Origin of the sequence: Micromonospora sp. 15K316, assembly GCF_004348525.1 — a bacterium.
Lineage (GTDB): Bacteria > Actinomycetota > Actinomycetes > Mycobacteriales > Micromonosporaceae > Micromonospora.
In genome coordinates, this window is the sequence record NZ_SMKG01000028.1 from 1 (window position 1) to 20,548 (window position 20,548).

The 20,548-nt window shown below is 72.8% G+C and carries 16 protein-coding genes; 8 read left to right on the forward strand and 8 right to left on the reverse strand.

Annotated features, from left to right (window positions below; genetic code table 11):
• The 5 genes from E1211_RS09200 to E1211_RS09220 form a co-directional block, all read left to right on the forward strand.
• A partial coding sequence (locus tag E1211_RS09200) for an ATP-binding protein (RefSeq protein WP_132347427.1) occupies positions 1–2,716 on the forward strand: 2,716 nt, incomplete at its 5' end.
• A gap of 1 nt (position 2,717) precedes the next feature.
• Positions 2,718–4,655, forward strand: a complete 1,938-nt coding sequence (locus E1211_RS09205; protein WP_132347429.1) for an MFS transporter — start codon at positions 2,718–2,720, stop codon at positions 4,653–4,655.
• Positions 4,652–5,209 (forward strand): hypothetical protein, encoded by a 558-nt coding sequence (locus E1211_RS09210; protein WP_132347431.1) that lies wholly within the window; start codon positions 4,652–4,654, stop codon positions 5,207–5,209. The genes E1211_RS09205 and E1211_RS09210 overlap by 4 nt, the downstream gene beginning before the upstream one ends.
• Complete coding sequence (locus E1211_RS09215; RefSeq protein WP_132347433.1) at positions 5,206–6,375, forward strand: M23 family metallopeptidase; 1,170 nt, start codon at positions 5,206–5,208, stop codon at positions 6,373–6,375. The genes E1211_RS09210 and E1211_RS09215 overlap by 4 nt, the downstream gene beginning before the upstream one ends.
• A 13-nt stretch (positions 6,376–6,388) precedes the next feature.
• Positions 6,389–6,988 carry a hypothetical protein gene (locus E1211_RS09220; protein ID WP_132347435.1) on the forward strand — a complete coding sequence of 200 codons (600 nt, stop codon included), beginning with the start codon at positions 6,389–6,391 and terminating at the stop codon, positions 6,986–6,988.
• Between the two features lie 4 nt (positions 6,989–6,992).
• Here E1211_RS09220 and E1211_RS09225 read toward each other — a convergent pair whose 3' ends face one another.
• Positions 6,993–7,553: a hypothetical protein gene (locus E1211_RS09225; protein WP_132347487.1), complete on the reverse strand. Its 561-nt coding sequence runs from the start codon at positions 7,551–7,553 to the stop codon at positions 6,993–6,995.
• Between the two features lie 194 nt (positions 7,554–7,747).
• Between E1211_RS09225 and E1211_RS09230 the strand changes: the two genes are divergently transcribed.
• Both E1211_RS09230 and E1211_RS09235 read left to right on the forward strand, forming a co-directional pair.
• Positions 7,748–10,357, forward strand: coding sequence for an FtsK/SpoIIIE domain-containing protein (locus tag E1211_RS09230; protein WP_132347437.1), 2,610 nt, complete (start codon positions 7,748–7,750; stop codon positions 10,355–10,357).
• Positions 10,354–11,118 (forward strand): hypothetical protein, encoded by a 765-nt coding sequence (locus tag E1211_RS09235; protein WP_243709454.1) that lies wholly within the window; start codon positions 10,354–10,356, stop codon positions 11,116–11,118. The genes E1211_RS09230 and E1211_RS09235 overlap by 4 nt, the downstream gene beginning before the upstream one ends.
• A gap of 82 nt (positions 11,119–11,200) precedes the next feature.
• Here the strand turns inward: E1211_RS09235 and folE are convergent, their stop codons facing one another.
• The 4 genes from folE to E1211_RS09255 form a co-directional block, all read right to left on the reverse strand.
• On the reverse strand, positions 11,201–11,863 hold the full coding sequence (gene folE, locus E1211_RS09240) for a GTP cyclohydrolase I FolE (protein ID WP_132347439.1): 663 nt from the start codon (positions 11,861–11,863) through the stop codon (positions 11,201–11,203).
• A gap of 38 nt (positions 11,864–11,901) precedes the next feature.
• Positions 11,902–13,917, reverse strand: a complete 2,016-nt coding sequence (gene ftsH, locus E1211_RS09245) for an ATP-dependent zinc metalloprotease FtsH (protein ID WP_132347441.1) — start codon at positions 13,915–13,917, stop codon at positions 11,902–11,904.
• Positions 13,918–14,450: 533 nt separating this feature from the next.
• Positions 14,451–15,026, reverse strand: coding sequence for a hypoxanthine phosphoribosyltransferase (gene hpt, locus E1211_RS09250; RefSeq protein WP_132347443.1), 576 nt, complete (start codon positions 15,024–15,026; stop codon positions 14,451–14,453).
• Positions 15,027–15,127: 101 nt separating this feature from the next.
• Positions 15,128–15,316 (reverse strand): hypothetical protein, encoded by a 189-nt coding sequence (locus tag E1211_RS09255; protein WP_132347445.1) that lies wholly within the window; start codon positions 15,314–15,316, stop codon positions 15,128–15,130.
• 100 nt (positions 15,317–15,416) lie between these two features.
• On the opposite strand from E1211_RS09255, the gene E1211_RS09260 reads away from it, so the two are divergent.
• Complete coding sequence (locus tag E1211_RS09260) at positions 15,417–16,379, forward strand: GlxA family transcriptional regulator (RefSeq protein ID WP_132347447.1); 963 nt, start codon at positions 15,417–15,419, stop codon at positions 16,377–16,379.
• A 26-nt stretch (positions 16,380–16,405) separates the two neighbouring features.
• Here E1211_RS09260 and tilS read toward each other — a convergent pair whose 3' ends face one another.
• The 3 genes from tilS to dacB all read right to left on the reverse strand — a co-directional run bounded on the left by tilS (position 16,406) and on the right by dacB (position 20,254).
• Positions 16,406–17,389, reverse strand: coding sequence for a tRNA lysidine(34) synthetase TilS (gene tilS, locus E1211_RS09265; RefSeq protein ID WP_132347449.1), 984 nt, complete (start codon positions 17,387–17,389; stop codon positions 16,406–16,408).
• 10 nt (positions 17,390–17,399) lie between these two features.
• Positions 17,400–18,467, reverse strand: a complete 1,068-nt coding sequence (locus E1211_RS09270; protein WP_132347451.1) for a zinc-dependent metalloprotease — start codon at positions 18,465–18,467, stop codon at positions 17,400–17,402.
• 95 nt (positions 18,468–18,562) lie between these two features.
• Positions 18,563–20,254 (reverse strand): D-alanyl-D-alanine carboxypeptidase/D-alanyl-D-alanine-endopeptidase, encoded by a 1,692-nt coding sequence (gene dacB / locus E1211_RS09275; RefSeq protein ID WP_132347453.1) that lies wholly within the window; start codon positions 20,252–20,254, stop codon positions 18,563–18,565.
• Positions 20,255–20,548: the final 294 nt, after the last annotated feature.

Here is a 20,548-nt window from a genome sequence, read left to right on the forward strand (position 1 = left end):
GCCCGAACCCCGCCGACCGGCGGAGAGCCAGGCGGAACACCCCGAGCGCCCCGCGTCGACGTCCAATGGGCGCGAGGTCGCGCCGCCACGGCAGCGTTCACCCCAGCGGCGGGACAAACCGATCAAGCCGACCCGGGTGAAGCCGCCGAAGATCAAGTTCGGTGACCGCGACCCGTCGGTCGAGCTGGCCATCACCGAGATCGCCGGCCACCTCACCTTCACCCCGAACACCGTCACCGCCTGGTACTGGCTGCCCGAGGTCCGCTGGGCGTTCCGGCCGGACGCCGAGCGCGAGGCGCTGCTGGCCGCCATCGCCGAGCAGTACGCGGGCCTCGCCGGCTTCCGGTTGCACCTGCGCCGCACCACCCGGCCGTTCCCGGCTGACGAGTGGGCCCGCACCGTCGACACGCACACCGTCGCCCCGCTGCCCGACGTGCCCGGCACACCCAGCTGGGCCGATCACCTCGTCGCCGCGCAGCGACACCTGATGTCGGTCAACCACGCCGAGGGGCAGACGTACCTCGGGGTTACCTTCGCCCGCCGTTCCCTCGGCGACTCGCTCAGCGAGCGGCTGTTGCGGACCTTCGGCCGGGGCGTCGCCGAGGGCGAACGCCGTCGCCTGGGCCGCACGGTCGAGCAGTTCGACGAGGTGCTCGGCGCGTTCGGCATGCGCGGGCGACGGGTGACCGCGCAGGAACTGGAGTGGCTGCTCTACCGCTCGGTGGCGCTCTGCATGTCGCCGCCCGGGGCGCTCTCGCCGGTGACCAACGGGCGGTGGGAACGCGGCGACCTGCTCGCGCTCACCGAACAGATCGAGCGCTACCGCACGCCGTACGGCTCGACCGTGAAGCTGGTCAATCGGATGACCGGCGAGGAGCGACACGTCGCCGTGCTGGCCGTGGGGCGGATGGAGCCACTCGAGATCCCCGAGCGGCACGAGCCCTGGCTGCACTTCCACGAGCGGCTGCCCTGGCCGATGGAGCTGTCGACCCGGGTCGACATCCTCGGCTCGGGCGACTCGTTCCGCAACCTCGAGCACCGCCTGCGCATGATCCGCTCGCAGCAGCTCGACTACGCCGAACACGGCATCGACGCCCCGCCGGAGCTGGAACGGCTGGCCAAACGGGCGCTCGTGATCGGCGACGAGATGACCACCGGCCTGCCGGTCGACTCGGCCCGCGCGCACGGCTGGCACCGCCTCGCGGTCGGCGGCCGGACCCGCGAGGAGTGCATGGAGCGAGCCCGCCGGCTCATCCAGCTCTACTCGCGGGAGCTGCGCATCTCCCTGCAACACCCGAAGAACCAGGACTGGCTGGCCCGGGAGTTCATCCCAGGTGAGCCCATCGCCAACACCGGCTACGTCCGCCGGATGCCGGTGCCGCTGCTCGCCGCCGCCCTGCCGCAGGCCGCGTCCACCGTCGGTGACCGGCGCGGCGACCTGATCGGCCGCACCGCGGGGACCTGCCGTCGGCCCGTCTTCCTGGACCTGCATTACCCCATGGAGGTACGCGAGCGCTCCGGCCTGGCCGTCTTCGTCGCCGAGCCGGGCGGTGGCAAGTCCACCCTGCTCGGTGCGCTCGGCTACCTCGCCGCCCGGCGGGGCGTCCAGGTGACGCTGCTCGACCCGTCCGGGCCGCTCGCCCGGCTCTGCACCATGCCGGAGCTGGCCCCCTACTCCCGGGTGCTCAACCTCACCGGCTCCGAGCACGGCACCCTCGCCCCGTACGCGCTCATCCCGACGCCGCGGCGCAGCGAGTTCGGCACCGGCGCCGCGGGCGACCGGGAGTACGAGATCGCCGTCTCCAACGCGCGGGCCGAGCGGCGGATGCTCGTCCAGGACATCTGCATGATGCTGGTGCCGCCGCAGGTCGCCCGGGAGGCGTCGACCGCCACGCTCTTCCGGCACGCCGTACGCCAGGTGCCCGCCGAGGAGACGTCCACCCTGGACGACGTGGTGACCACGCTCAGCCAGCTCGACGACGACACCGGCCGGGAACTCGCCAACCTCCTGCTGGACACCGCCGAGATGCCGCTGGCGATGCTCTTCTTCGGCCGGCCACCCGAAGGGATGCTCGGTCCCGACGCCGCGCTCACCGTGATCACCATGGCCGGCCTGCGGCTGCCCGACCTCAAGATCGAGCGCGAGTACTGGTCGGCCGAGGAGGCGCTCGCCCTGCCGATGTTGCACACCGCGCACCGGCTCGCCGTACGCCGCTGCTACGGCGGGTCGATGTCGTCCCGGAAACTCGTCGGCCTGGACGAGGCGCACTTCATGGAGGGGTGGCGCTCCGGCCGCTCCTTCCTCGTACGACTCGCCCGGGACTCCCGCAAGTGGAATCTGGCCGCGCTGGTCGCCTCCCAGAACCCGCGCGACATCCTCGGCCTCGACGTGCAGAACCTCGTCTCGACCGTCTTCGTCGGCCGGATCGCCGAGGACAACGAGATCGCCTCGGAGGCGCTCCGCCTGCTGCGGGTACCGGTCAACGACGGCTACGAGGCCACCCTCGCCTCGCTCTCCACCGCCGATGCCACGTCCTCCACCCGGCTGGGCTTCCGCGAATTCGTCATGCGGGACGTCGACGGGCGGGTGCAGAAGGTCCGGGTGGACGTCTCGTACGTCGACGGGCTGCTGGAACACCTCGACACCACGCCCGCCGCGGTCGCCGCGGCTGCCGGGGTGTTGCCGAGCGTCCCCCTGCCGGATCTGGAGGCGTGACATGGCGAGGGCCCGAGCACGGATCACGGCGTTCCTGCTCGCGCTCGGCCTGCTGGCCGGAGCCACCATCGCGTGGCCGCTGATCGGGGCGTCCCCAGCCTCCGCCGCCCCGGCGGTCGCACAGGCGCAGGCCGACCTCTGCACCACCGAGGAATGGCAGGCCGACTTCCGCGCCTGCCTCAAGCAGCTCCAGCAGGTCGCCGAAACGGAGATCGAGTGCCGTAGGCCGCCAACCCCCAGCGCACCCGATTCCGGCCTCGCCGGATGGTTCGCCTCACGACCGGATTCCTCCAAGCAGCCCGGCCCGAAGGGCGTGTACAGCGACTACGGCTACGCCGGATACAGCTACACCACCTACGACATCGGCGGGTGCGCCTCCTCGGTGCTGCACCCGGACTACAAGTTCAGCAACACCGTCGCCAACGGTGAGTTCATGGTCGCGACGGCGATCATCGGTGCGTCGAACGCGTTGCGCGAGCGGGCCTGGGATCCGCGGTCGATGTGGAGTTGGGCCGACCCACTGGTGGAGCAGGCGACCAAGGCCATCTACCAGAAGGTGTTCAGCGTCTTCGGAATCGTCACGTTGTGCGTGGTCGGGCTCTACCTGCTCTGGCGATCGCGCCAATCCGACATGAGCAATGCCATGACGACGGCGGGTTGGGCCCTGTTCGTGATGGTGGCCGTGACGGCCCTGGCCGCCTGGCCGGTGAAGTCCGCCAACGTCGCGGACAACACGCTGATCAGCGGCCTCGGGGTGGTGCATGACGCCCTCGGGCCGGTATCCAGGGACACTCCTCCTGAGCAATGCGATGATCAAGAGAATCCCGAAGCGTGCAAGGACCACAGGCCGCCTGCGGTCCGAGCCAGCGACACCGCCACCGCCACCATGCTCTACCGCAACTGGCTACGCGGCGTTCTCGGCTCGGCCGATAGCGAGACGGCAAAGAAGTACGGTGCGGCGCTTTACGATGCTAAATCGCTGACTTGGGACGAAGCGGAGTCCATCCGCAAGAACACTGCTACCCGTGAAGTGGTCGTCAAGGCCAAACAGCAGCAGTGGATGACCATCGCGGACCAGATCAAGGACGAGGATCCGGAGGCGTACGAGTACCTCCAGGGGGTCCGGGACATGGACCGGGTGGGGGCCGGTTTCATCGCGGTACTGGCCGCGCTGCTCTTCGCCATGTTCGACCTGACGGCGTCGCTGCTGGTGCTGCTCGGTTTCCTCATCTTCCGCTGGGCCGTGATCGCCGCGCCGATCCTCGGCACCATCGGTCTGCTCAGACCGGCCAGCGCCGGCCTGCGCCGGCTCGGCAACGCGGTGGTTGCCGCCATCTTCAACATCGCCATCTTCGGCACCGGAGCCGCCGTCTACCTCTTCGCGGTCGATCTGATCATGAGCACGCCGAGCCTTCCGGGTTGGCTCCAGGTCGTGCTGGTCTGGCTCTGCGGCGTGGTCGGCTGGCTGCTGCTCCGCCCCTACCGCCGGATCACCCAGCTCGGCGGGAAGGACAGCAGCGAGGCGGTCGGCTCGGCCGGTTCGTGGCACCGCCGCTTCTTCCGGGACATGCGGACCGCCGCGCGGCTCGACCCGGCCGAGCCCGGCGGCACGGCCGAGCCCACCATGGGACGCCGGAAAGCGGTGGTGGCGGAGCAGACGAGGCTTCGGCCGGAGGCCCGGCACGAGGACCCGGCGCACACCGCCCCGAACGGCGACCGGCAGCGCTCCGACGAGGGCGACCGGGCCGAGGGCGCGCCCACGATCGAGGAGAACCCGACGGCCCGCCCGGCCGCGCCACGACCCCGACGCGGGCAGCCCGGCACCTGGACGGCGCCGGACGTGCCCGAGGAGCGCCCCTCCTACGTCGTCTACCGGCCCGGCTCCGGGGAGAGCGCGCCCGAGCGAACCGCACCGCGGATCCGTACCGAGGCCAGGTGATCGCGGTGCGACGGGCCCTCGAATTCCTCTTCACCCGGGTGCTGCGGTCCCGGCTCGGGATCGCCCTCGCCCTCGCCGTGGTCGTGTTCGGCATCATCGGCGCCGCCCGGCTCCTGTCGGGGCCGATCGACCCCTCCCTCGGGCTGAGCAACCGGCCGACGGAGCCGATCACCACTGTCGACCCGCATGCGGGCGACGACGGGCTGCTCGCTGGCGAGGAGCCACGCGACCCGGTCACCCGGCCCGGTGCGGTGAAGCCCGCGCAGACCGCCGACCGCTTCGTCAAGGCCTGGCTCGGCGAACCGGGGATGACCGCCACTGACTGGCGCGAGGGCATGCGGCCGCTGTCGACACCCGCGCTCATCGAAAAGCTGGCCGAGACGGTCCCCGAGGAGGTGCCGGCCCACCGGATGACGGACGAGGCCACGTTGCGGCCCAGAACCGAGACCTTCGTCGAGGTGCTGGTGCCGATGGACACCGGCCGGCTCCGGTTGGAGCTCGTGGCGCCCGACGGCCAGTGGCTGGTCGACGCGGTGGACTGGGAGCAGGAATGAACGACGAGAAGCCTCCCCGGCGTCGACGGCTGCCGCTGCGCGCGCTCGCCGGCGCGTCCACCGTGATGCTGGCACTCCTCTGCTGCACCGGCGGGACCGCCGCCTTCTTCCTCACCGAGCTCGGCGGGGAATCCGCGGAGCAGATGACGCCGATGAGCGTCGAGTGCACCGGAGACTTCCGGGTCGACGTGAGCGGGAAGATGCCGCGGATGGCCGACTACGGCGACAGCCAGCTCCGCAACGCGGCCCGGATCATCGGTACCGGCCAGCAGATGAAGGTGCCACCGCGCGGCTGGGTCGTCGCGGTGGCGACCGCCATGCAGGAGTCGGGCTTGCGGAACCTCGCGAACCGCACAGTCAAGGACTCGCAGGGGCTGCCGAACGAGGGCGTCGGCGCCGACCACGACTCGGTCGGGCTCTTCCAGCAGCGGGCCTCCTGGGGCACTGTGCGGCAGCGGATGACGCCGGAGTACGCGGCGAAGAAGTTCTATCAGAAGTTGCTCGCCATCCCTGGCTGGGAGCAGTTGCCGCTCACCGTGGCCGCGCAGCAGGTGCAGGGGAGCGCGTTCCCCGACGCCTACGCGAAGCACGAGCCGGTCGCCGCCCAGATCGTCGACGCGCTAGCCGGAGGCGCGGCGCGGACCGCGCTCCTGTCCGGTCGGGAGGTGTGCGACGCGGCCTCCGGCAAGGAGGTCGCGGCCTCGGGCTGGACCGCCCCCATCGCCGGCCGAGTGGGCTCGGGGTTCCGCACCAGCCAGCGCCCCGGCCACGACGGGGTCGACATCGCGGCGGATAAAGGCACCGACATCTACGCCGCGGCGTCCGGCCGGGTGCTGGTGTCGAAGTGCGATCCCGACAACAGCGGGCAGGAGAGCTGCCACGTCGACGGCTACCCCGGGAAGGGCGGCTGTGGATGGTTCGTCGACATCCTGCACTCCGGCGGAATCATCACCCGTTACTGCCACATGGTGAACAGCCCACAGGTCCGCGAAGGGCAACGAGTCGCGGCCGGCGAGGTCATCGGCGAGGTCGGCAGCAGCGGGAACTCCTCGGGCCCGCACCTGCACTTCGAGGTGCACGAGGACGGCGACCGGACCAGCCGGGGCGCGATCGACCCGGTGCCGTTCATGCGTTCGCGGGGCGCGCCGCTCAAGGCGAAGAAGTGAAACCCTTGCCGGTATGAACGAGCCACTGCCCGATCCGTTCGCGGACCGCCCGGACTGGGCACCGCGCCCACCCCGCCCCGTCGAGATCGTGCCGGCGACCGCCCGGGTCGGGCTACGCGGCCAGCGGGTGCAGGTCGGCCTGCCCGGGCTCGGGTGGCGCGGCGACCTCAGGGCGGACGACCGGGTGGTGCAGAGCAGCCGGACGTACGTGCCGGTCATCCCGGAGCACGAGTGGTACCGCGCCGAGACCGACCAGGTGGAGGTCTTCGCGCCCCTGATGCCGGTGGAGCGGGTCTGGGTCGAGACGGTCGGCGCGCCCCTCACCGGACCGGCCGGGCGCGACTCCGGCCTTCGGCTCGTCTCCCTCGACGGGCCGACTCACCGGCGGCCGACTCCGGTGATCGACGCCGATTCGGTGGTCGGGCGTCGGGTGGTCCACATGGTCGACTCGACCGAGCACCGCGACCTCCGCGCTGTCACCGAGACCTACTCCGGGGCCGACGGCGACATCTGCGTACGGGTCACGCCCGAGGCGGAGTGGTACCGCTGGGCCTGGCGAGGGCAGGCACCCACCACCCTGGAGGTGCCGGTGCACCTCCTATGGATCGAATAAGAACTCACTGAAGCTTTTGCGCGCCACAGACACGCCAGCCGTCTTCGTCCACCAGACGGAAGCTCCAATCCTCACGGCGGCTGCTTCGTGCCTGGCCATTCGCTGAACCGGAGATGGTCAAAGTTGTAAGCACTGATTCGCCGTTTTCTTCCTTCACCTGCGTCAGGGGCCCCCATCGCACCCGAACGACGACGTCGAAGTTCGCCTCACGCTGCTCCAACTCGCGTCGGAGACTGCGCGCCGCGTCGAGATTGCCACCATCTCGGCAAAGGAATTGCTCCGCTTTGATGTCATCTCGTTCGTTGAGAAAAGCCTGGATGTAGCTGGCTACGACGACGTCGGGGGCGCTGCGGTCCGGAGTGGTGGCCCGGTCGTAGAGCACATAGCCGGTGACCGCGCCGCCGAGGCAGAGCAGGGCGAGCACACCCCCGACCACCGTGAGGACGGTACGGAGCCGGTGCCGGGGGCGCTCCGGGGCCGGGGCGACCGGGACGGGTGGCAGCTGCTCGGAGGGGGGCCGCTGCGCCGGTACCCGGGAGACCTGGGAACCGGCGGGGGGCTGCACTGATTCCACGTGCTGAGGCTATCGGTCGAAGGCCGCGTACCCAATGCCTCATTTTTCGGCGGATCGTGACGGACCGCTCGCCTCCGGTGAGATGAGTGACGACACCTTCGTGCCGCCGCCCCACCTCCGAGGGAAGGGGCACCACCTGGGATACCGTCTCTGCTCGGGGAGGTTGCCAGCCTCGAACAGAGGGGGTGGACACGGTGGCCGGTCCGAAGGCACGTACGAATCGCGCCGCCGCACTGCACCGCCAGGCCGCTGCCACCGCGACGGCGGCCGCGAACATCCTCGACGAGATCCGGCCCGCCCCGGCCGACCAGCGACGGCAGTACGAGCTGGCCGGCCAGCTCCGCGCGGTGGCTGCGCTGGTGGCCCCCGGTTGGGCGGGGGACCCTCTGGAGATGCTGGCCGCTGATGCGCCGCCCGGTGAGGGCCCGCCGCTCTTCGTCCGGGTCGGCACCGCCGCGCCGCTGGACGACGCGCGCTTCCCCGCCCTGGTGCCGTTGGTCGGCACGGGTCACCTCAGCATCGACACCGACGTGCGGGACGCCCGCGTCGCCGGTCTGCTCCGCGCCGTGCTGCTGCGTTCGGTCGGGGCGACACCGGCCGGCGCGCTGCTGGTCCGCGCGGTGGACGCCACCGGCTCGACCCTCGCGCCGTTCGCCCCACTGGCGGACGCCGGTCTGCTCCCGCCGCCGGCGTCGGACGTGCCCGGGCTGCGAGCGGTGCTGACCGAGGCCGAGCAGTGGGTGGCCCCGGGTGCCAACGGGCGACGCCGGCATGACCGGACCCTGCTGCTGGTGTTCGCCGCCCTTCCCGAGTCGACCGCGCCGAGCGACCTGGCCCGGATCGAGGCGCTGGCCGAGCAGGGCCCGTCGGCCGGGCTGCACCTGGTGGTCGCCGGTTGGGCGGGTGCCGGCCCGTACGCGGACCGCCCGCCGCTGCCCCGGGCGACGACGCTCACGCTGCGCAACGCGTACGCGCTGCTCGGCGATCCGCCGGGCACCTCGTTCACCAGTCCCGGGGTGGACCCGCCGAACGGGCTGAACTCACCGGTCCTCGTCGAGCCGGACCCGCCGGCCGACCTGGTGGACGCGGTCTGCCGGCGGCTCGCCGCGGAGATCGAGGCGGGCTCCCGGTTGTCGCTCGCCAACGTGCTGCCGCTGACCGGCGACGTGCTCTGGTCGGCGGACTCGGCCGACGGGATGACGACCACGGTGGGCGACGCCGCCGGACGCCCGGTGCCGCTCGGGTTCACCGAGTTGACTCCGCACTGGCTGGTCAGCGGCCGCTCCGGCGGCGGGCGCTCGGCGTTCCTGACCAACGCCCTGCTCGGCCTGAGCGCGCGGTACTGCCCGGAGGAGCTGGCGCTCTACCTCGTGGACCTGGCCGACGGGGAGTCCTTCGTGGAGTTCCTCCAGACCGAGCGGGACCGGTCCTGGGTCCCGCAGGTCCGCGCGGCCGCGATGAGCGCCGACCGTGAGTACGTGCGGGATCTGTTCGCGCAGCTGGCGGCCGAGGTGCGCCGCCGCGAGGAGGCGGGACGCCGGGCCGGCGGGCAGCGCTTCGCCGAGCTGCGGCAGCACACCGCGCTGCCCCGCATCGTCTGCGTGGTCGACAACGTGGCGCTGCTCTTCGCCGAGCGGGACCGGCTCAGCGCCGACCTCGCGGCCCAGCTCGAAGCTCTGGCCCGGTCGGGGCGGACGTACGGCGTTCACCTGGTGCTGGCCGGGGCCGGGGATCTGGGGTTGGCGGGGCGGTCGGACGCCGGCCACCGGGACTCGCTGCTCGGGCAGTTCCCGGTCCGGGTGGCGCTGCCGGGCGGTGGCGCGGTCCTGGAACCCAGCAACGACTCGGCGGCCGGTCTGCCGCTGGGCAGCGCGGTGGTGAACACGGCCGGCGGGCTCGGCGGTCCGCGGGGCGCGGTACGCGGCCACGAGCGGTTGATCCGGTATCCGGACCCGCAGGACGAGCCGGAGACGGTGGAGCGGCTGCGTCACGAGCTCTGGTCGGCCCGGCCGGAGGGTTCCGCACCGCCTGTGGTCTTCGCCGGGTACGCCCGGCCGTTGCTGCGCAACGACCCCCGCTACCGGGCGGCGGCCGGGGGTCAGGCGCTCACGCCGGCCGCCCTGCTGGGCCGGGCGGTGGACGTGGCCCGGTCGACGGTGGTCGTACCGCTCGGTCCGGCGGCGGGGCGCAACCTCGCCGTCCTCGGGCCCGGGCCGGAGGCGGCCGCCCTGCTGGCCACCGCGGTCCGGAGCACCGCCGCGCATCACCGGCCGGGCACGGCCCGGTTCGTGGTCGCCGCCGCCGATCCGGCCTGCCGGCCGCTGGTGGAGGCGCTGACCGCCGAGCTGGCCGCCCAGCACGAGGCCACGAGCGTCGATGTCGCCGGCCTGCTCGGCGTCGCCATCGGCGCCGGGTCGTCCGGGAACGACACGGAGGAGGCCACACCGGCCGGTGGCCCGACGTACCTGGTGGTCTTCGGCGCGGGCCGGGCCGACGCCGAGGAGCTACCGGTCGAGCTGTTGCGGACGCTGCTGCGGGAGGGGCCGGCGACGAGTCGGCACCTGCTCGGCTGGTGGCGGGTGGTGCCGCCGTTCGCCGCCCTGCTCGGGCCGGAGGACGCCGTGGACAAGTTGGCCGCCGTGGTGGCGGTGGGTGTGCCGGGCGCCCAGCTCGCCAGTGTCTTCCACCGTCCGATCGAGTGGCGTCCGCGCCCGGGCCGGGCGGTGCTCTGGGACGGGCCGGACGAGCAGGGCCTGGTCCTGGTGCCGTTCGCCGAGGAGGAGCCGAGCGCATGAGCCGCAACGGGCGGAAGACGGCCACGGTCACCCGGGGCGAGGGGCAGAATCCGGCCGGGCCGGGCCGCCAGCGCACCGCGGAGCAGCAGGAGACGCTCCCGAAGCCGGTCGCGGCGGCTGACGCCGCGCTGGACGCCTGGCAGGACTACCTGGCGGCGGCCCGACAGTTGGACGGGGTGCGCCGGTCCGCCGCGGCCGCCGCCGGTGAGCAGGCCCGGTCGGTGCAGGCGGCCCGGGAGGAGTTGGCCGAGGTCCGTACCCGGCTGGCCGCGCAGCAGACCCGGTTGCGCGACCGGGGCGTACCGCAGATCTCGCTGGTGCCGTCGCCGCCGGAGCTGACCGAGGAGGCCCGCTCGATGACCGGCGGGCCGGCGGCCGTGCTGTCCGGGCTGCGGACCGCCCGTGACCGGGTCGACGCGGCGGACGGGGTACTGGTGGCGCGGCGTCCGCTCCGCCCGGGGAGCTGGCCCGCACGGCCGCGCAACCTGCTGGTCTACGGTCCGATCGCGCTGGTGGTACCGCTGATCCAGGTGGTGGTCTACGTCGCGACGGGTGCCGGTGCGGCGACCGTCGCCGCCCTGATCTGTGGCCTGCCGATGCCGGCGGTGGCGTTCGTGGCCGGGTGGATCGGTGTCGGGCGGCTCTTCCGGTCGACGGGCGCCGGCCGGGTGGACCGTACGTCCCGATTCGGCGCGCTGGTCTGCCTGGTGCCGGCGGTGCTGGTCACGGCGGGCCTGCTGCTCGCCATGCTGGCCGGCTGAAACCGCCGCCGGTCGGCGCGGGCGGGAACGGAACTGGCCGGCCGCCCTGGGTCCAGGTCGGCCGGCCGGGTGGTACGTCCTGTCAGCGGGGCAGGATCAGGGCCATCGCCTCGGCCCGGGACTTCGCGTCGTTCTGGAGCGTGCCACGCACCGCCGACGTGATCGTCTTGGCGCCGGACTTCTGGATGCCGCGCATGGCCATGCACATGTGCTCGCACTCGAGTACGACGATCACGCCCCGGGGTGCGAGCTTCTCCATCAGCAGGTCGGCGATCTGCGTGGTGAGCCGCTCCTGCACCTGCGGTCGGCGGGCGTAGACCTCGACCAGCCGGGCCAGCTTGGACAGGCCGGTGATCCGCCCGTCCGGGCCGGGGATGTAGCCGATGTGGGCGCTGCCGCGGAACGGCAGCAGGTGGTGCTCGCAGAGGCTCATCACGTCGATGTCCCGGACGATCACCAGCTCCTGGTGGTTGGCCTCGAAGGTGGTGCTGAGCACCTGGGCCGGGTCGACCCGCAGGCCGGCGAAGAGCTCGGCGTACGCCCGGGCCACCCGGGCCGGGGTCTGCCGGAGCCCGTCGCGGTCCGGGTCCTCCCCGACCGCGATCAGGATCTCGCGGACCGCCTTCTCGATCCGGGCCAGGTCGACGCTCTCCTCGACCGGGCCGCCGGTGAGCTTCCCGTTGATCAGCCGCGCGGCGATGTAGTCCAGCATGTCGTCGCCGGGCTCAGTCGCGGAGGCGGCCAGCCCCCGATGTTCGAGGCTGGCCGCCGGGTCCGTCGTGCTCAGTGCGTACCGTCCGAGTTGTTCGAGGCGTTGCCGCCGACCCCCGCCTGGGCGCCGTCGGCCTGGGCCTGCGCCTTGAGCGCCTCCTTCTCCGCCGGGGTGAGGACCGGCGGCTCGGTGGAGGGCTGGCGCTTACCGAAGCCGTTGTACGGCGCGAGCGGCGGTCGCTTGACCACCCGGGCGCAGATCCGGGCCATGTCGGCGGTGGAGAGGGTCTCCTTCTCCATCAGCTCGAGCACGATGTTGTCCAGGACGTCCCGGTAGTCGACCAGGATCTCCCAGGCCTCGTCGTGCGCCAGTTCGATGAGCGCCCGCATCTCGCCGTCGATCTCGGCGGCCACCGCGTCGGAGTAGTCCCGCTCGTGGCCCATGTTGCGGCCGAGGAACGGCTCGTCGCCGCTGGTGCCGTACTTGATCGCACCGAGCTTGGAGCTCATGCCGTACTGGGTGATCATCGCCCGGGCCAGCTGGGTGGCCTTCTCGATGTCGTTGCCGGCACCGGTGGTGGGCTCGTGGAAGACCAGCTCCTCCGCGGCCCGGCCGCCCAGCGCGTACGCCAGGGTGTCGATCATCTCGGCCCGGGTCTGGGTGTACTTGTCCTCCGTGGGGAGCACCAGGGTGTGGCCCAGCGAGCGACCGCGGGACAGGATCGTCACCTTGTGCACCGGCGCGGCGTGCGGCAGCGCCCAGGCGACCAGCGCGTGACCACCCTCGTGGTACGCCGTGATCTTCTTCTCCTGGTCGCTCATCACCCGGGTCCGGCGCTGCGGACCGGCGATCACCCGGTCGATGGACTCCTCCAGGGAGTCGTTGGTGATCGCCCGCTGGTCCTTGCGGGCGGTGAGCAGAGCGGACTCGTTGATCACGTTGGCCAGGTCGGCGCCGCTGAAGCCCGGGGTACGCCGGGCCACCGAGTCGAGGTCGACGTCGGGCGTGAACGGCTTGCCCTTGGCGTGCACCCGCAGGATGGCCTTGCGGCCCTCCATGTCGGGGGCGTCCACCGGGATCTGCCGGTCGAAGCGGCCCGGGCGCAGCAGCGCCGGGTCCAGGATGTCCGGCCGGTTGGTGGCGGCGATCAGGATGACGCCGCCCTTGGTGTCGAAGCCGTCCATCTCGACCAGGAGCTGGTTGAGGGTCTGCTCCCGCTCGTCGTGGCCACCGCCCATGCCGGCGCCACGGTGCCGGCCGACGGCGTCGATCTCGTCGACGAAGACGATCGCCGGAGCGTTCGCCTTGGCCTGCTCGAAGAGGTCACGGACGCGGCTCGCGCCGACGCCGACGAACATCTCGACGAAGTCGGAGCCGGAGATGGAGTAGAAGGGCACCCCGGCCTCGCCGGCGACCGCGCGGGCCAGCAGCGTCTTACCGGTACCGGGCGGCCCGAAGAGCAGCACGCCCTTCGGGATCTTGGCACCGAGGGCCTGGTACTTCGCCGGGTTCTGGAGGAAGTCCTTGATCTCGTGGAGCTCCTCCACCGCCTCATCGGCGCCCGCGACGTCGGCGAAGGTGGTCTTCGGCGTGTCCTTGGTGATCATCTTGGCCTTGGACTTGCCGAAGTTGAGCACCCGCGAGCCGCCGCCCTGCATCTGCGACATGAAGAAGAGCAGCAGAAGCACGAGCAGCACGATGGGGAGCAGGTTGACCAGCAGGCTCACCCAGATGCTGTCGGACGACACCTTCGTGTCGGCGGGACCGGTGATCCGGTTGGCCGCCTTGGCGTCGAGCACCTCCTGCCAGACCCGGCCGCCCACCTCGTAGGGGAACTGGGCCTCGATCCGGTCGGTGGTGGTGTCGCCGAACTTGGTCTTCTGGGCCAGCTTGAGCTGGAGCGTCTGCTCCTTGTCCTGGAAGACCGCGCTATCGATCTTGCTTGTGTGGAGTTGGTCCAGCGCAACGGAAGTGTCCACCCGGTGGTAGCTGGGTCCCGAGGTGAACAACTGACTGAGAACAACGGCGCCGAGGATGACCAGGATGATCCAGACCACCGGTCGGCGGAAGAAACGCGTACGTTCCATGCTGTTGTCGGGTGCCTGAGCGCCCGCATCCTCCTGATCGACGTCCTGACCGTCTGATTGGTGTCGCCGCCGGAGCGGCTGCCGGAGCCGCCGTGCGGGCCGGCCTCGACCGCCGAGGAGCGACAAATTGCCGCGCCGCGGTCATTCGACGGTACACCGTGTGCGCACGGAGTGAGCTTGCGAGCCCCGCACTCGACGCACGCCGGACATCGACGGCACGTCCCGTGGGCCGGGGCCCGCCAGCCCGCGCCATCCCGTACGACGGGACCGGGCGGAGACCGGCGTGGCGAGAAGTCCACTCCCGGCCACCCACGAACACCCGGTCGAAGCGGTCGAGGGGCCGGGCGCGGAGATGCCTCCACGCCACCGACGTACACGGTAGTCCGAACAGCTGAGAATCCGCTGAACGTCCGCTTGACGAGCGAGCCCTCTTCGAGCTCTCCCCGCCGGCCGCCGGACGGCGAGCTCAGCCGCGGGGCGCACTCGCCGTGCGATCCGGGTCGACGAGGGCCCGGCGTCGATGGGAGGAGGGCTCAGGAACGGGCGTAGACCTCCGGCTTGAGCACTCCCACGTAGGGCAGCTCCCGGTACCGCTCGCCGAAGTCGAGCCCGTAGCCGACGACGAACTCGGTCGGGATATCGAAGCCGACGTACTTGACCGGCACCGAGACCTTGACCGCGTCCGGCTTGCGGAACAGCGCGACGACCTCGACGCTCGCGGCCGAACGGGACTCCAGGTAACGCAGCAGCCAGGAGAGGGTGAGGCCGGAGTCGACGATGTCCTCGACCACGATCACGTGCCGGCCGGCGATGTCCCGGTCGAGGTCCTTGAGGATGCGGACGACGCCGGAGGAGGTGGTGCCCTGCCCGTACGACGAGACGGCCATGAACTCGAGCTCGGCGGGCGGGCCGTGGCGGCCCAGCGCCCGGGCGAAGTCGGCCATGAACATGACCGCGCCCTTGAGCACGCAGACCAGCAGGAGCCCGTCCTCGACGTGGGCGTGGTCCGCTGCGACCTGCTTGGCCAGCTCCGCGGTCTTCTCGCGGATCTGCGCCTCGGAAATGATCACGTGGTCGATGTCGGCGTCGTACCAGGAGCCGTCTGCCATGGCTCCTAGCCTGCCGTACGCCGACCGGCCCCCGTCGGCGGGGCCGCCCCTTTTGGCGCGGTCCCGCCCGGGATTTTCCGGTCGAATCAGACCAAGGGGCATCAGCAGGTACGGGAGTGCCAGCGACGCCCGGCCTCTGTCGGTTTCCAGTCGGCGGAGTCGCGGCTGTCGGCGGTGACGCCGGTCGCCCCGGCGACCGCGAGGACGATCAGGAACAGCACGAGGAACAAGAACTCCATGACGGCGCCCGCTTTCATCTGGTTGATATTGGTTTCGCCGCCGATGCGCATCGGATCTGAGCCCAGTCTGCGGCTTCTCTCCGAGCGGCGACAGTGGCAGGGATGCCACTGATCATCGATTTACTGCCACCCGGTGGGTTACCCTCGTCACATGCTCCGATCGGTAGCCGTCCTCGCCCTGGACCAGGTCGCCCCCTTCGAACTCGGCGTGCTCGCGGAGGTCTTCGGTACCGACCGGACGGCCGACGGATTTCCCGCCCACCGCTTCGACGTCTGCAGCCCGGACGGCGCACCGGTGCGCACGTCCGCCGGATTCCAGCTGGTCCCGCACGCCGACCTCGGCCCGCTGGAGGACGCGGACCTGGTCGCGGTTCCCGCGCACGACCGGTGCGCCACCGTTCCCGAGCCGGTCCTGGAGGCGCTGCGCCGGGCCGACGCACGCGGCGCCCGCCTGCTCAGCGTCTGCTCGGGCGCCTTCCTGCTCGGCGCGGCCGGGCTGCTCGACGGGCGCGACTGCACCACCCACTGGCGGTACGTCGACGAGCTGCAACGGCTGCACCCGGCGGCCCGGGTCCAGTGCAACTCGCTCTACGTGGCGGACGGCCGGCTGCTGACCAGTGCCGGCACCGCCGCCGGTATCGACGCCTGCCTGCACCTGATCCGTCAGGAGCACGGCTCGGCCACCGCCACCCGGCTGGCCCGCCGGATGGTGGTGCCGCCGCATCGGGACGGCGGCCAGGCCCAGTACGTCGAGGCGCCGATCCCCCGGACGCCGCAGGCCCCCACCCTGGAGCCGGTCCTGGAGTGGCTGATCGGGCACCTCGAACACCCCGTCACCGTCGACGGGCTCGCGGCCCGGGCCGGCATGGCGCCCCGGACCTTCGCCCGCCGGTTCCGGGCCGAGACCGGCACCACCCCGCACGACTGGCTGACCAACCAGCGGGTGCTGCTGGCCCGGCGGCTGCTGGAGGAGACCGGACTCAGCGTCGAGGCGGTCGCGGACCGGGCCGGCTTCGGCGACGCGGCCACGCTGCGCCACCACTTCACCCGCCGGGTCGGCGCCACGCCGCAGAGCTACCGCACCACCTTCCGCGACCGCGCCCACGTCGACTGACCGGCCGGGCCGACCAGCTCGGCGACTCAGGCGGGCATGAGGCGATCGGCGCGACGCAGCACCCGCAGACCGCCCGGCAGGTACGCGGGGCCCTGCCCCCGCCACGCCGTGACCAGCGCGTTCAACGCCGCCACGTGACGGTGGGAGAGCGCGCTCGGCGGGGCGCCCAGCTCCCTCGCCCAGGCGTGCAGCACTCGACCCCGTACGGCGGGGGCGAGCGCGGCGAGCTCCGGCACGGCGAGCCCACCCGCCGGGTCACGGACCGCCGCCAGGGCCGCCTCGGCGAGGTCGTCGAGCGCGGCATTGTCCTCGGCGACCAACCCGGCCGTCCGGGCCAGCCCGTCCAGAACCCCGGGCCCGAGGGCGCGGACCAGCACGGGCAACACCTCGGAGCGAACCCGCGCCCGGGAGTACGCGGGATCGCTGTTGTGCGGGTCGACCCACGGCTTCAGGCCGAGCACGACACACGCCGCCCGGGTCTGCTCACGGGTGATCCCGAGCAGCGGGCGGAGCAGCGGCACCCCGGCCAGGTCCCGGCGGGCGGGCATCCCGGCCAGACCCCGGGGACCGGCACCCCGGGCCAGCGCGAGCAGCACCGTCTCGGCCTGGTCGTCGCGGGTGTGTCCGGTGAGCAGGGCGGCAGCGCCGTGCCGCACGGCGGCGGCCGCCAGCGCCTCGTAGCGAGCCTCCCGGGCGGCCGCCTCCGGGCCACCGGGCCGCCCGGCCACCTGCACCCGGACCAGCTCCACCGGAGCCAGTCCCAGCTCGCCGGCGAGCGCGGCCACCTCGGCGGCCCGTTCGGCGGAGCCCGCCTGGAGCCCGTGGTCGACCGTCACCAGGCCGGCACGGCGACCGAGGCGCGGCGCGACGAACGCCGTGGCGGCGGCGAGCGCCAGCGAGTCGGCGCCACCGGAGCAGGCGACCAGCACCGGCCCCTCCCCGGACAGGTCGGTCAGCGCGCGGCGCACCGCCACCCGGATCGCGGCCACCGGCGGAGCGAGTACGGCCACGGACGTACCGTCAGCCGGCCGACGGCAGCGGACCGGCGGGACCGTGCACCCGAGCCACCCAGGCGTCCGGGTCGCCCAGCTCGTCGATCCGGGGCAGGGTCAGCGGCGAGCCGAACACCTTGTTGAAGCCCTCCATGCCGACCCGCTCGACCACCCCGTGCACGAACTTGCGGCCCTCGGCGTACTGGCGCATCTTGACGTCCACCCCCAGCAGCCGGCGGATCGCCTTCTCCAGCGGGTTGCCGGCCTCGCGCCGGCGGTTGAACGCGGCCCGGATCCGATCGACGCTGGGAATGACCTGCGGGCCGACGCCGTCCATCACGAACTCGGCGTGCCCCTCGAGCAACGTCATCAGCGCGGTGAGCCGGTCCAGCACGGCCCGCTGCCCCGGCGTCTGGACGAGATCCAGCACGCTGGTGCGGCTCTCCGGGTCACGGATGGCGTCGGCGAGGGTGCCCACCCCGCGGCGCAGCCGATCCACCAGGTGTTCCTCCCCGGAGGAGGCGTCCACGAACGCCTGCACCTCGCCCAGGAAGTACGCCCGCATCCACGGCACGGCGGTGAACTGGGTCCGGTGGGTCACCTCGTGGAGGCAGACCCAGAGCCGGAAGTCGCGCGGGTCGGCGCCGAGCTTCCGCTCCACCTCGACGATGTTCGGCGCCACCAGCAGCAGCTGACCCGGGTCGCCGGAGAAGACCTCGTACTGGCCGAGCACCCGACCGGAGAGGTACGCGAGCACGGTGCCCGCCTGCACCCCGGTCAGGCGGGAGCCGATCGCCTCGGTGAGGGCGCCGGGCCGCTTGTCACCGCTGAGGCGCCCGACCAGCGGGCCGATCACCTCACGCAGCCCGGCGATGTTGGCCGCGGCCCAGTCGCGCCGATCGACGACCCGGACGGGCGGATGGCTCACCTGCGCCCGCAGACCCGTGTAGTCGGCCACGTGCCGGGCCGCCTCCTCGGTGAGTCGCCGCAGGTCACCGACCACCTCGGTGGCCTCGGCGTACGACACCCGGGGACCCGACTTGCCGAGCGCCCCCGCGGTGGCGGCGGCGAGATCCCAGTCCACGAACTGCGCCATGCACCCACCGTACCCGGGTGGGAACAGCCCGAACCGGGCCTGCGCGGCGCGCGGTCGGAGGGTGCCGCGTGTCGCCCCCCCTGGCACGGGGTGGGTCAGCGGCAGCCGCAGTTCGCCAGCGTGGCGGTGATCCGGTCCAGTGCCACCCGGGCGGAGTCGTTCCCGCCGTCGGGCACCCGGTCGGTGAGCACCGCGAAGGTGAGCAGCCGCCCGTCCTTCGTGGTGACCAGCCCGGCGATCGCGTTGACGCTGCTCAACGTCCCGGTCTTGGCGCGGACCACCCCGGCGCCACTCTCGGTGTCGGCCGTCTCGTACCGGTCGCTCAGGGTGCCGGACCAGGCGGCGACCGGCAGGCCGCCGAAGATCGCGGCCAGCTCGGGGCGGCTGCCGTTGCCGGCGAGCGTGATCAGGTCGGTGAGCAGTGACGGGCTGATCCGGTTGGAGCGGGACAGCCCGCTGCCGTCGGCGAGGGACAACTCGTCGGCGGGCAGGCCCAGCTCGCCGGCCACCTCGTCCATCGCGGCGCCCGCGCCGACGAACGAGCCGGGCTGGTTGCGGACCAGCGCGACCTGGCGGGCCAGGGCCTCGGCGATGATGTTGTCGCTGTCGGTGATCATGATGTCGACCAGTCGCACCAGCGGCATCGACTCGACAGTGCCGAGCTCGCTGCCCGGGGCGCCGGCCGTGGCGTCGGCCCCGGCGGTGGGCGCCGTGCCACGGGAGACCGCGCTGTTCGGCAGGCCGAGCAGCCGGGCGAACGCGCGTCCGGCGGTCAGGTCGGGCTCGGAGACCCGCACGGCCGCGTGGTTGCCCGCCTCGTGGTCCCGCTTGGCCCGCGCCACGTCCCGGCGCGCGCCGTCGGTCATCAATGCGGTGATGGGTGAGCCGTAGCCGCCGGTCGGAATGTCCTCGTCCCAGCCCGGCTCCAGGCCGGGGCCGGAGTAGAGGGACCCGTCGATGATCACCTTGGTCGGCTTGGCGCCGCCGAGCGCCTGCTCGACCTGGCCGGCCAGGTCGTCCAGCCGGGCCGCGCCCGGGTAGAAGCCGTTCTTGTCGACGGCCAGGGTGGGGTCGCCACCCCCGACGAGGACCACCTCACCCGGGTTCGCCCCGGCGACCACCCGGGTCGGGATGCGGTACCCGGGCCCGCGCGCGGCGAGCACGGTGACGCCGGTGACCAGCTTCGTCACCGAGGCGGGCACGGTGCCGTCGTCCGCGCCCCGGCCGAAGAGGGACTGGCCGGTGACCACGTCCGCCACCGAGACGTTCACCCGGTCGCCGAGGGCCGCCGCGCGGACCAGCGGGTCGAGCGCGGCGCGCACCCCGTCGGGCGTGGGCTCCGGCGCGTTCGGGTCGGCCCCGGCCAGGACTGCCGGTGGCAGCGGCTCCGGTGTCCCCGGCTCGGCCCGCGTCTCCTCGGCGCCGCCGCCGAGCCAGTCGGCGACCGGGCCGGGGCGGACCACCGCCACGCCCACCCCCGCGAGCACGAGCAGGAGCACGACGGCGAGCACCACCGGCAGCCGGCGACGGGGTGCGGGACCGGTCGGGCCCGCGGCGTCCGGGGGCACGCTCACCGGGCTGTCGGGAGCGCCGAGCCGGTCCGGACCGACCGGGACCGTGGGGTCGGTGGGAGCGGCGGCGGTCGGGGCGCCCAGCGCCGCCCCGGCGTACTCCTGGACGGCGGGCCGCTGCTCGCGGCTCGGGCCGGCCGGCGCCGGACTCGTCGGGATGCCGGAGGTCGGCGCCGGCCCCTCCGACTGGGTGTCGGGGAAGATCGGAGGGACCATGGGCCGCTCCGGTCCCACGACGGGGAATCGTCCCGTCGTGGGCGAGGAGGTCCCGGTGGGTGGTTGCCCCGCCGATGACGCCTGCTCCGGGGCCGGGTCGGAGGGGTGGGTGCCGGGAACCCTTACGCGCCCGGTGGCACCACCGGAACCAGATCGCCCCGTACCGCGTCCAGACCCCTCGTCCGGGCGGTAATGTGAATCTTCCCTCCCCACAGCCCCCTCCTTCCCCTGCGGAAATTGGCTTGGGTGACACTACTTCGGTCCGAACACTATGCGGCGGCCACGACCGGCGGG